This window comes from Aporhodopirellula sallentina SM41 (assembly GCF_000346505.1).
Classification (GTDB): Bacteria; Planctomycetota; Planctomycetia; order Pirellulales; family Pirellulaceae; genus Rhodopirellula; species Rhodopirellula sallentina.
In genome coordinates this window covers 1-13124 of the sequence record NZ_ANOH01000090.1, presented here as the reverse complement: position 1 = coordinate 13124, position 13124 = coordinate 1, and the positions used below count along the sequence as shown (strand labels likewise).

Genomic DNA, 13124 nt, shown 5'->3' with positions numbered 1-13124 from the left:
GCGAGCTATCGGGGCAACCGAAGCACGTTCCAGTAGAAATTGCTGACGGCTGTTTTGACCGGTGGATACGAGTACGAAACTCGCGTCCGGTTCATTCCCCGACCCCCGTCATAATAGTTGTGAAACTTGTCGGTATGCTTATAAAGCATCTCGTGCGGGTAAAACGGTTGGTACGTGTAGAACGTGTGCCCGACGTGTGGGGGCGTCGGGACCGGTGCCACGTACATCTGAGCGTTGGCCGAGTTGGCTCCGCCCTGGGTGTAAAAGTTGTAGAACAGGTCGGGTTGGCCGTATTCGCGGTTTTGCACCGCACCGGATCCGCCGCTGCCGCCGCAATTTCCGCTGGCACAGTCGCCGCCGACGTATTCGCCGCCTTCGTAGGTTTCACCGACAGCGACGTCGCTGACGACTTGCGAGCTGACAATCCGCTCGCCACCGTGGCCGCCAAACGCCATCGCAGACGACGCTCCGGTCAGCAGCGATGCGGACGCGGCGAGCGTGAGAAAGACTTTTCGAAAACGTCGCGTGCTGATTGAGGCCGTCGCCACGGCTCGATTGGTTGTTCGCTTCATGTGCGCGTTCCTCCTTGAACGACGACCTGGGTAGATATTCCTACCGATGGTTTCGGCCTCCTCTGCCCCGCAAAATCAATTCACCGCCTGGCCTCCTGACGATCGCCACTTTAGGGGCATTCGACAAATCCGGAACATCTTCCTCGACCGTTAGGGTTTCGCTACCGGCCGGAAGGTCGCTATAACCCCTGAACCTCGCATTTTTCTCGAAAACTAACTCGATAGGGACCACCAGGCGTGGCAAAACGGCGTTCTTCCTCTTCCTCATCTCGCGGCAGATCCAAAAACAGCAAGAGCAAAGCCCAGAGCGCGATTCCGGACGAATCGCTGTTTAATGACATCGAAAACATCCCGCTGCGGATGGCCGCCCAAGACCGCTATCTGAATTATTCGCTCTCGGTGATCACCTCCCGGGCACTCCCGGACGTCCGCGACGGGCTCAAACCGGTCCAGCGACGGATCCTCTACACGATGTTCCAGCAGCGGCTCGACTCGACCGCGAAACACCGCAAGTGTGCGAAGGTCGTCGGGGACGTGATGGGTAACTATCACCCGCACGGCGACAGCTCGATCTACGAAGCACTCGTGCGGATGAGCCAGTCGTTCTCGCTGCGGATGCCGATGATCGACGGCAGCGGCAACTTTGGCAGTATCGACGGCGACAACGCTGCGGCGATGCGGTACACCGAATGCCGAATGATGCCGATCGCGTCGGAGGTCCTCAGGGATTTGTCGACGCGGACGGTCGCGTTCAAACCGAGTTACGACGGCACCCGCGAAGAACCCGTCGTGCTGCCGTCGCGCGTTCCCAACATGTTGGTCAACGGGGCGACCGGGATCGCGGTCGGGATGGCGACGAACATCCCGCCTCACAATTTGAAGGAAGTCTGCAACGCTCTGTTGAAACTGTTGCGTGACCCCGAGATCAAGGATTACCAACTCGTCGCCGGTGATGCGATCCACGGTCCGGACTTTCCCACCGGAGGTCAGATCGTCAACACGAAGGAAGAACTGCGCGAGATCTACGCGACCGGAACCGGTACGATCAAACTGCGGGGCGTCGGCGAAGTCGCCGAGTCGACCAAGAGCGGTGACATCCTGCGGATCACCGAAATCCCGTTCGGGGTCAACAAAGCCACGATGGTCGAACGGATCACCGAGTTGGTCTATGCGAACAAGCTGCCTTTGGTCGAAGAGGTCCGCGACCTTTCGAGCGAAGACATCCGTGTCGATCTGTTGCTGAAGAAAAACGCGGACCCGGAAAAGGTGCTCGCGTTTCTCTACAAGCACACTCCGCTGCAGACCAACTTCAACGTCAACCTGACGTGCCTGACGCCGACGGAAAACCCCGAGGTCGGTTCGCCACGACGTCTCTCGCTCAAAGAGATCCTGTGGTACTTCCTCAAATTCCGCTTTGACGTTTTAACCGCACGACTGACCAACGAACTGAATTCGCTGCTCAAACGGATTCACATTCTCGATGGTCTCGCGTTGATCTTTGATGCGCTCGACACGATCATCAAAATCATTCGCTCGAGTGAAGGCAAAGCCGACGCGGCCGCCAAGATCATGAAGCGGTTTCCCGCGGCCAAAGGCGGACTCGATGCCGAGCAAACGGACGCGATCCTCGAGTTGAAGCTGTATCGTCTCGCCCGGTTGGAAATCAACTTGATCCTCGATGAACTCAAAGCGAAACGCAAACGGGTCCGCGAGATCGAAAAACTGCTCGCCGACGACCACGAAGACTTCGCGTCCTCGGGACGATGGAACATCGTTCGCGATGAACTGACGCAGTTGGTCAACGACTACGGAAGTGACAAGGATGCCCGACGACGCAGCAAGATCATGGTGCCGACGGAGGAAGTCGAGTACACCGAAGAAGACTTCATCGTCGCCGAAAACTGCCACGTCTTGATCACAGTTGACGGATGGGTCAAACGGCAAAAACTGATTGCCGATCCGTCCAAGAGTCGACTGCGGCAGGGCGATAAGATCCTCGCGTGCGTCGCCGGCAACACTCGCGAAACGATCGCTTTCTTCAGTTCGCTCGGCGTTTGCTACACCGCTCGGATGCAAGACATCCCCGCGTCGACCGGTTTCGGTGAACCGATTCAAAAGCTGTTCAAATTCAAAGACGGCGAAAAGATCGTTGCGGCGATGTCGCTCGACCCACGCATCATCGGAAACATCGAGGAAGACCCCAAAGGGGATTACTATCCCGAGACGCATGCACTCGCCGCGTCGAGCGACGGATACTCGCTGCGTTTCGGGTTGCAGAGCTTCGTCGAACCGTCCACACGTGCCGGTCGCCGGTTTGCTCGCGTGAAGGCCGGTGCCTCGATCATCGACGTGATGGCGATCCACGGTACCGAAACCGTGCTCGCTGTTTCCGCCGATGCCCGTGCGATGGTCTGTCCGGTCGACGAGATCAACTATCTCTCCGGTGCAGGGAAAGGTGTGCTGTTGATGAAGCTCGCCGCGAGCGATCGCTTGCTCGGCTTCAAACCTTCCACCGGTGATCGTGACCTGTTGACCGTCGTTACCAACCGCGGTGCCAAGAAGACGATCTCGACGGCCAAGTACCGCACGACTTCACGAGGCGGGCGCGGTATCGAATTGCAGAAGAACGGCAAGATCGCCGAGATCGTCGACGCCCCGATCGAACCGCCTAAGAATTTCGAAGAGTAGGTTTGCCGGCCGGTGCGTCGTCCCGCTAGCCGGCCCAGACACGACTCCGCTCCCCATCCGAAATTGCTTCACGCTAATCAAAATTATTCATGTCCACCGCTACCAAACCTGCCGCACAGTACAACGCTAAAGACATCGTCGCACTCGAGGGACTCGATCCCGTTCGCAAGCGTCCCGGGATGTACATCGGCGGTGTCAACTCGGCGGGGCTGCATCACCTGATCTGGGAAATCGTCGACAACTCGGTCGACGAAGCGATGAACGGGCACGCGTCCGAAATCACAGTGACGCTGCATAAGGACGGTCAAACGATCACCGTGAGTGACAACGGTCGCGGCATCCCGGTCGACAAACACCCGAAAACGAAAAAGCCCGCTCTCGAAATGGTGCTGACTGTTCTGCACGCGGGCGGGAAATTCGAAGGGGCCAACTACAAAACCTCCGGCGGTTTGCACGGCGTGGGGGCATCGGTCGTCAACGCACTCTCCAAAGAACTGACCGCTGTCGTTAAACGCGGCGGTGCCCAGTACCGGATGACATTTTCCAAGGGCGTTGCGACCTCACGTTTGCAGAAACTGAAAGGCGCCGTCCGTGGAACGGGGACAACCATCACGTTCAAACCCGACCCGACGATCTTCCCCAAAACGACTTTCAACAGCGAGACGATCGTAGCCCGCCTCGAAACCGCTTCGTTCCTGCACCGCGGTGTGAAGGTCAATTACATCGATGAAGTTGCCGGTACGAAGGTCACCTATCTGCACGAAAACGGGATCGTTGATTACCTCGCGAAAGTCATCAAAGAACGCGGGGCTCGCACGATCCACGAAGCCCCGTTTACCTACCGCGTCGACGAGAACGAACGGCTCGAGGTGTCCTTGCAGTGGACCGAATCGACCGACGAACACGTCCGCTCGTATGTTAACGGGATTCCGACCGGCAACGGTGGTTCGCACGAAAATGGTTTCCGCGGCGGTCTCGTCAAAGCGGTCCGTAACTACATCGATACGCACGACCTGACGCCTCGCGGGGTCAAAATCACCCACGAAGACATCCGCGAAGGGTTGATCGCGATCGTTTCAATCTTCATCGCCGAACCTCAATTCCAGGGCCAGACCAAAGACCGGCTCAACAACCCGGAAGCCCACGGCGTCGTCGAATCGAACGTCCGTGGTGCGATGGAACAATGGCTCAACAACAACCCGAGCATTGCCGACGGAATCATCGCTCGCGTGATCGCAGCGGCGCGTGCTCGGGCGGCATCGCGTGCGGCGAGCGAAGCGGTCTCGCGGAAAGGCGGATCCAAACGCGTCATGCTGCCGAGCAAACTCGGCGACTGCGTATCGGGCGGCAAAGGCCGCTCGGAACTGTTCATCGTCGAAGGTGACTCTGCAGGTGGGAGTGCCAAACAGGGCCGCGACCGGAACTATCAGGCCATCCTGCCGCTCCGCGGAAAGGTGCTCAACACCGAGTCGGCAACGTTGAAGAAGATTCTCGACAACAAAGAAATTCAGGACATGATCGCGACGCTCGGTTGCGGTATCGGGCCGAACGTGAACCTCGCCGATTTGCGTTACGACCGAATCATCCTGCTCGCCGATGCGGACTCGGACGGTCACCACATCACGACGTTGTTGCTGACGTTCTTCTATCGTCACATGTCGGCGTTGATCGCCGAAGGAAAACTGTTCATCGCCGTGCCGCCGTTGTACCGAGTCGACATCGGCAAAGAAACCTACTGGGCCGCCGACGAACAGGCCCGCGATGAGATCGTCAGCGAGCACGGCGGTCGATCCGAACCCAAGATCACCCGCTTTAAAGGTCTCGGCGAGATGGATCCGAAGGTGCTTTGGAAAACGACGCTCGACCCGAGCAAACGACGTCTTCTGAAAGTCGAGATTGACGATCACATCGAGACCGACCGAGCGATCAGCGACCTGATGGGCCGCGACGCCTCGGCACGATTCCGCTTCATCATGGAACGCGCCGAAGACGCCAGCGAAATCGACGTGTGACGGAGTTGTTCTCTACCGGTTCAATCTAATGGCGCGCCAAAGCCTCGCCTTCGGGTAGCGAAACTCGCCAAGAGTTTGTCGATTTAATCAAGAGTCAACCTGTTTTCGTTTAACCGGTAGCCGTAGGCGACGTGGCAGTGGCAAGTAGGTCGCCTCTGGCTGCCCGTTAAACGAATAAATCAACAGCCCGCCAAGAGTTTCGGGAGGGCTCGTGAATCACCGAAAGTCTCGGCGACTTTTGCTGCGCCCTTGAACCCTCGTGCTTGATCGTGATGCACGACGAGTCGTTGATTCAGCTCAGTCCCGGTAGTGGATCTTGTTAAGATCCTCATTCAGCAGGATCTTTAACAAGATCCACTACGGCGTCTCAGCACACGACGCTCAATCGGCTCGTCGGAGGCCGATCTTGGAGACGTCCATCGGAACGATTCCCAACTCCCACGCCGGTGAGTCCGGTCGGAATCGAAAGTCGCCGTTCTCGGGATCCACAAACAGTGGATCAGTCGCGAGACTGTTTTGATCCACGCCGTCGCTTTGTTGTTTTTTCGAGCATGTCTTTCGCAACGCTCGGGTCGGTCGTGCAGTAGTAGATGTTACGGTCCGTGTTCGCATCGGCCGCGCGAGCGAGTGCGCGACCTCGGCGGTCCTCCGACTTCTTACCTTTTCCCGGTGGGAGTTCATCGATGAAGTGGCAGTCCGCGCGATCGGAGTAGAAAATGTTCCGTTGGATCACCGCATCGTCGAGCGGTCCTTCGCGAACCGACAAATAGTAACCGCGAGGTGGGGCGATCACGTTGGCAACGATGTTGTTTTCAACACGCGTGTTGAGCTTCAACATGATGCCCTGCGACGTGCATTTGTAGATCAGGTTTTCAGCGATCACCGTGTCACGTTGTCCGCCGTCGGTTCGCAGAGCACACTGCATAATCATCGGTGCGACGAGGTGATGAACGTAGTTGCGACGAATGACGTTCCCCGCCCCGGCGCCGCGGATGTAAATCGCGTTTCCGTCGCCAAGTTCTTCCATCACGTGATGGATTTCGTTGTATTCGATTAGGTTGTCATGCGTGTGTAGGAACGGCCTGACTTCATCGAGTGTCTTCTTCGACCGCCCTCCGCCGATCTCGTGCCAACGAATCGTCCGCGTCAGTTCACGACCTGATTTGGCGAAGAACTCCGTCATGCATCCGGACACGATGATCCCGGTATACGGAGTGTGATGGATCAGATTGTTGGCGATCCGATTCTCGCCGCTTTGCCAAACCATGATCCCAGGGGAATGCGAATAGATTCGGCCGACGTGATGGATGTGATTGTTGTCGACAAGGTTCTCGACGTTGACATCTTTCGTTCCCGGTCCGTATCCGCAGAGCAGGATGCCTGATCCGCCAAGGTGTTCGATGTCGTTGCCGGAGATTCGGTTTTTCTTGCCGTGTAAATCGACTCGGATCGCACCGCCGCCACTGTGAACGAAATGGCATCCTTCGATCCGGCAGTTCTCCGTGCCACGCATTCGAACGAGGGCGGTGGCTTTGTCGTGCATCTCCCAATCGTGTTGCAGTCCCGCATCGTCCTTGGTCAGCGTGTAGCGGTCACCGTGAGAAAACTGAATGCCGCGAAAATAAATGTTCTCAACGGGCGAGTCAACAGGCCCCTCCTTGTCGATGCTTCCTTCGATACGAAGCAGTTCGATCAACTGCGGGGCGAGAATAGTCGAGTCGTTTCGTGGCCAAAGGTAGAGTTTCTGCGTTTGAGTATTGACCGCCCATTCTCCCGGTTCGTCGAGTTCTTCGAGGACGTTCTCAACCCAACATGATTTTGTTGTCGGTAGAAAATGAAGCCGGTTCATTGCGTAGGTGGCATCGATTGAGGTTTCCGCAGTGCCCGATAGTTCATCCACTGATTTCAGCGGAAGCACGTTGACAATCCACGCATGGTGAGGTCGCACGATGACCTCGACATCGGTCACGTTCGGCCACGCTCTCAATGTTCCGGAGGGAAAGTGCAGTCGGTTGCGACTACCACGTGTCGTTGGAATGAAACCTGCCGAGCGGGCACGCGGCAGCAAGCCTTGATCGTCGAAGAGACATTTGAATGATCCGGTCACGTCCGCAACGTAGACCTTGCCGCGAGCGGCGTCCGGCAGTCCGGGGAGATTGTCATCCGCTCTTCGCCATTGCTCGATCGGGCGTCCCGAGGTGAGCACAGGAGTCTCGCCGGGATAGGCCTCGTAGAAAATCGTCGTGTCGGAATCACCTGAATCTTCGATCCCAAAAACGACCGTGTCGTCGAGAGCGTAGGTGCCTCCGCGGACGAATACATGGACGTCCCCCGAGTGATTCGTTTTTAGCTCTCGAACCGCATCGCGAGCCCTTGCGAGTGTGGCGAACGGTCCGTCGGTTCCAGACGGATTCTTATCTGCGATCGTACCCGACCACGTGTCTGATCCTTCCGGCGAAACGTAGAAGTCGGCGGTAGCCGCGGGCTCTTTCGAGACGGCGAGCGAGCCATTTGTGAGTAACAAGCAGAACGCGAGAAAGAGTGTCGGTTTCATGGTCGTGGGGGAAATGGGTGAGAGCCTTGAGGTGGCGTCCGAGAATGGGGAGGGGAGGAAGGGGCGTATTTTGTTGAGCGTCAGGGGTTCCGGCAGATTGTTCGTCGGTGTTATTGGTGTTTGTTCCTTTTCGACGCTCTCGCGTTTTTCTTGTTCTCGCAGCAGGCCTCGTTGGGAGCAGTCGGAAGTGTCGCTTTCCATTCCATAATCTTTTGGGTCAATTGATCGGCAACTTCGGGATGCAGGCGTGAGACGTCATGGCTTTCCGACCAATCACTGCTCACGTCGTATAGTTCCACTTTTTCGAGGTCGGGATTCAGTACCAATTTCCAACGTCCGTCGCGGACTCCCAAAGAGGGCCAGGTGTATTCTTGTGACGCAGGTCCCCTCCATTCCCAAAATATCGGGCGGGTGCGCGTGATCGGAGTTCCCCGAAACGCGTTGAAAACATTTTCGCCGTCGGGTGTGTAGTTCGCGGGCAGCTCGACCCCCGCCACATGTAAGAATGTGGGCAGTAGATCGACGGCGGTGATCACCGAGGTTCTGTCGATCCTGCCTGGAGGGATGACTCCCGGCCATCGAACGAGAAAGGGAACCCGCACGCCGCCCGCGAAAAGCGAACGTTTTCTACCTTTTAAACCACCTGATTCGCCGACCGAGTAGTAGCCACCAAGACCCGGATCGCCCTGTTGATGAATCCTGGCATTTTGTCCGCGGGTTGCCTCGGGACCGTTGTCGGTCGAAAAGACGACGAGCGTGCCTGTGCTGAGATTGAGTTCCTGCAGTAACTTGAGAATGCGTCCGACGCCCTCATCGCCTTCCGCGATTACGGACGCGTAGACTCGCTGTTGTTCGTCAAGTTCCCGAAACTTCTCGAGATAGTGTTCTTGTGGGTAGTGAGCCAGGTGGGCTTCGTGAAGCCAAAGGTTAACGAAGAACGGGACGTCCTTGTTGGTTCGAATGAATGCTTCGGCGTGATCGACGGAAGCGAGACCGTCTTTGGCGATCTCGTTTTTCTTTGATCCGTTAAATGTTGCGAATGCGTCGTATCCGTACTCGTCTTCGCTCGGTGCACTCGCACCGCGTCCGAGATGCCATTTGCCGAAATGTCCCGTGCGATAGCCGGCCGCTTGCAGCAACCGTGGCAATGACGGACCGTTCGGATCCATCCAATCGGGCATCCCGCGTTTGCGGTTGGACGTGACCCCGGCGAAGTGTTGATGGATGCATTGTCGTGCCGGAAACTGTCCGGTCATCACCGCCACACGGCTCGGCGAACACACCGGGCTGTTGACGGTGAAGTTCGTGAAGTCGATTCCCTCGGCAGCCATTTGATCCAAGTTGGGCGTGAGGCAAAACGAACTGCCATGGCAACTCAGATCACCATATCCCCAATCGTCAGCGAAGATAAAAACAATATTCGGACGAGCGTCATCGTTCGGGGGCGAAGTCACACCCGGCTGCGTGCTCGCGTCCGACGCCGACACGATCGTGAGTTGGATCGTGAACAAGCAAACGAGACAGTAAACCGCGGCGAATCGCATCCGAGTGCCGCGAAACGAATGATGATGCATGGGACGATTGCTTTTGAATCGATCTGGGGAAGGAGAGTGACGCTGATGCGTAGACAGTGCGACCCGAGGGCACGATCTTTCCCTGGACCGCTCGGCCATCGATCGGTCGAGGGTTCATCTGTCCGAAAGACACGTGTCGCGCCGGGAGCAGCAGGCCGTCAAAACGCCTTCGTGAACAAGAGATGGGGAGAGGTTGCCGCGCGTCATCGACGTTGTTTGATGCAACGTCGTTTGCACCGCGAGCTATCAAACTAAGCGGATTGCCGTTGGCTGTCTGTCCTCTCTTTAGGTGACAACGGCGTTTGGTTTTGCGAAGTGGTTAGATAGCGGGGTTCGCGTCGACACTGTGGATTACCCCATGCAAACCGCGGCTAACGCTGATTGGCTGATGCGTTTTCCGATGGGGGCATAATGTCGGGACGTCGCGGATGGTCGTCGAAGAACCTTGCGTGCTCGCCGATTCGATCGTGGTCGCCGATGTCATGACGCGCTCGGTCGATGTGTTTCATCAGCGTCGCGACGATCTCAGGATGGCTCGCGGCGACGTCTTTGGTTTCACCAATGTCGCTTTCCAAATTGAAAAGCATTGGTTGAGTGATCTCGATGGCGTCGGATGCTTTGCTGTAGTGCGCCCAAGTTTTGTCGACCGGCGTGGGGACAACCAGTTTCCAGTTGCCTGAACGAACGGCTTCGAGTCGCGTGCGTCGATAGAAGAAATACGCCTCCGTCGGGCTCTCGGCATTTGGCTCCGCGTGCAGCAGAGGACGAATGTCCTTTCCATCAATCACTCGATCCGTTGGCGGTTGTCCGCCGGCGAGTTTGGCGAGCGTTGGCATCAGGTCCATCGTTGATGCGACTTCCCGGCAAACGCTGCCCGCCGGAATTCGTTTCGGTGCTCTTGCGATGAACGGCACTCGCAGGCCACCTTCCCACGTGCTGGTTTTCGCGCCGCGCAGTGGCGCAGCCGAACCTCCGTACGAAACCGCGTCGTCGCCGAATCGCCTTATGTGTCCTTTGCTGCGTCCAAAGAACCAAGGACCGTTGTCACTGGTGAAGATGACATACGTGTTCTCGTCGAGGCCTTCCTCCTCGAGGAAATCCAACAGGCGACCGACGTGAAAGTCGAGTTCTTCAATCACGTCGCCGTAAAGCCCACCGGCCGATTTGCCCGCAAATTGTTTCGAAACCGCGAGTTTTACGTGCGGCATCGAGTGAGCCAAATACACGAAAAATGGGCGTTGTTTGTTCTCTTTGATGAAGTCGATCGCGGCATCGGTGTACCGACGCGTCAGTTGACTCATGTTGGCTCTTTTCTCAACGATCTTTTCGTCTTTGAGCAGATTGACGATCGAGTCATTACTGCTCGGCGTGCCAAAGAATCGGTTGAACCCTTGATGCGTGGGAAGGAGATGCGGAGAAAACTTCAATTGCGAATGTCCTGCCAAATCCCATTTGCCGATCGCGATTGATTGGTATCCCAGAGGGGCGAGGACTTCGGCGATTGTGATCTCTTCAGAGTGTAGATGCGGATGCACCTCGACTCGATTGTGCTCGATCGCAACGCGCAGCGGGTAACAACCCGTCATCAGCGCGGCGCGTGAAGGGCCGCAGACCGTTTGGGCGTAGAAATCGGTGAATCGAATCCCCTCTTCGGCCATTTGATCGAGATTGGGTGTCTTGATCTTGGTTGCACCAAAGCAACCGAGGTCGCCGTAGCCGAGGTCGTCCGCGAACACGATGACAAAGTTCGGCGGGGACGTTTCCGCGTGGGTGACGGCCGCGGCCGAAGAGCCGATCACTAGAAAAATGATTGCTGCCTGAAAACGAACGAACGTTCCATGCGACCAATTGAATTGGAAATCCATCAGGGGGGCCTGTCTTTGACTGTTTATGAAAAAATGCGAGTGGGATTATTTGTCGCTGGGGGCCCACTCAGGGATTCCGCGTTCGCGGAGTTGTTCGTGGTAGCGAATCGCGAGAGGCTGTTGGTCCGGTTTGATGCGAGGCAGTCCTTCGTTGACCAAATACGGCCGAAGTGAGTTCCACCAAACGTCGTACGACTTTCTCAATTGCGATACGACTTCGGGGTAGTTTGCCGAGACGTCGTTGGTTTCGCCCGGGTCGTTGCTGATATCGTAGAGTTCCGCGTTGTTGACGAAACGCCAACGCTCCGACCGTACCGCGCACTTGGTAAATTGGAACTCGCTCATTTTTCCATTCGGCCATCGTCCGCAGTGGAAAAAAAGTTCGCGATCGGGCCAATCCGAGTTCGGTGATTTCAGCAGCGGAAGGAGCGATCGGCCGTCGAGGGTTTGACTGTCCGATGGCAAGTCCGCACCGGCGAGTTCACACAACGTCGGATAGATGTCCACGTGAGCGGTGAGCTGATCGATATCCTTGCCGCCCTCGAACACGTTCTTCCAATACCAGAACGCGGGAACATGGGTGCCGCCCTCATAGGGCGAGTTTTTGCCGCCTTTGAGGTTGGCGTTGAAGTGACGGATTTTCTTGCCGTGCAATTTGCCGCTGAGGTGGGTGGCTCCGTTATCGGTCATGAAGATCACCAACGTATTGGACAAAAGCCCCCATTCGCCGAGACGCTTCATCAACTGACCGAAATTGTCGTCGATGTTTTCGATCATTCCGTATCGACCGGCCGTTCCCGCATCATAGCCTTGGTCGAGAAAACGTTGCTTGTATGCCTCAGGGGCTGAGAGTGGTGCGTGAGGAGCATTGGGTGCGATGTAGGCGAAAAACGGATCTTTCGAGTCACGGTGTCGATCGATCCATGCGAGCCCCGCGTCAAAGAAAACGTCCGTGCAAAAACCCTTCGTTTGGACGATTTCATCGTTGTGCAAGAGAACGTTGTCGAAGTAGACGTTCTGTTTGTTTGGCGGAAAATCGCCTAGCGAGACCTGCCCGATGCCACCGGCGCCATGGATCAAGACTTCATCGAACCCGCGATTGCCGGGCAGGTAATCGTCCTCATCGCCGAGATGCCATTTGCCAAAGATGCCTGTGCGATAGCCTGCGGTTTTCAATGCTTCGGCGACCGTGAAAGTTTCCAAGGACATCCGTTCACGCTGCAGGATCGTGTGAGTCACGCCGTTTTTAAACGGTGCCCTGCCGCTCATGATCGCCGAACGTGTTGGAGCGCACGTGGGGCTGACCTGAAAGTCGGTGAAACGAACGGCGTATTCGCGAAAATGATCAACGTTTGGTGTTCGGACGACCTGGTTACCCATGCAAGACAAGTCACCCATGCCTTGATCGTCGGTCATGACCAAAACGATGTTGGGACGGCTGCCCTCGAGTGCGCTGGCAACGCCATGGCAACTCAAAAAACTCAGTGCCAAGAGAATGGTCGTAAGAAGTTGTCGCATGTTCGTATCGCAAAGGTTACTTGAACAGGGGAATTGCGTGATTGATTTCCGTTTGCAGATCTAATTGTTAGAGCATTCCGAGTCGTTTGTCGACGCTCGCTGCCGCGTCTTCTTGTCGAATTGTCGCAGCACTATTCACTTGCGTACGCTCGCCTTGCGTCGTAGTTTGGCGTCCACTCGAAACCCTTGATGGAACGCATGTTTTGAAGACGTTGTTGCCTAAAATAATACCCGTAAAGGGCCGTAAGTTTTTGAGTGTTCAAACAACCAGCAGAGTGAAGCGGCGTTAGAGCGTTTTGACGATCGAGATAGCCGATGTCGCCAAACTTCGGGGGGCTGAG

General features: G+C 56.5%; 6 protein-coding genes and 1 pseudogene. 2 read left to right on the top strand and 5 right to left on the bottom strand.

All coding sequences use genetic code 11. The features are described 5' to 3' along the window. Positions 1-5: 5 nt before the first annotated feature. The gene (locus RSSM_RS04885) at positions 6-572 is read right to left on the bottom strand and encodes a hypothetical protein (protein WP_008675198.1); all 567 of its coding nucleotides are present in this window, start codon (positions 570-572) and stop codon (positions 6-8) included. Positions 573-809: 237 nt separating this feature from the next. On the opposite strand from RSSM_RS04885, the gene RSSM_RS04875 reads away from it, so the two are divergent. Continuing rightward, a complete protein-coding gene (locus RSSM_RS04875; RefSeq protein WP_008675196.1) occupies positions 810-3260 on the top strand; it encodes a DNA gyrase/topoisomerase IV subunit A in 2451 nt (816 codons plus the stop codon). Between the two features lie 89 nt (positions 3261-3349). Beyond that, on the top strand, positions 3350-5272 hold the full coding sequence (locus RSSM_RS04870) for a DNA gyrase/topoisomerase IV subunit B (protein ID WP_008675195.1): 1923 nt from the start codon (positions 3350-3352) through the stop codon (positions 5270-5272). Between the two features lie 381 nt (positions 5273-5653). On the opposite strand, the pseudogene RSSM_RS04865 reads toward RSSM_RS04870, so the two are convergent. The 4 genes and pseudogenes from RSSM_RS04865 to RSSM_RS04850 all read right to left on the bottom strand — a co-directional run bounded on the left by RSSM_RS04865 (position 5654) and on the right by RSSM_RS04850 (position 12783). Continuing rightward, a pseudogene (locus RSSM_RS04865) lies at positions 5654-7826 on the bottom strand (right-handed parallel beta-helix repeat-containing protein). 110 nt (positions 7827-7936) lie between these two features. After that, the gene (locus RSSM_RS04860) at positions 7937-9400 is read right to left on the bottom strand and encodes a sulfatase-like hydrolase/transferase (RefSeq protein WP_008675191.1); all 1464 of its coding nucleotides are present in this window, start codon (positions 9398-9400) and stop codon (positions 7937-7939) included. Positions 9401-9771: 371 nt separating this feature from the next. Next, positions 9772-11265, bottom strand: a complete 1494-nt coding sequence (locus tag RSSM_RS04855) for a sulfatase family protein (RefSeq protein WP_008675190.1) — start codon at positions 11263-11265, stop codon at positions 9772-9774. Positions 11266-11310: 45 nt separating this feature from the next. Then, positions 11311-12783: an arylsulfatase gene (locus RSSM_RS04850; protein WP_008675188.1), complete on the bottom strand. Its 1473-nt coding sequence runs from the start codon at positions 12781-12783 to the stop codon at positions 11311-11313. Between the last annotated feature and the right edge of the window lie 341 nt (positions 12784-13124).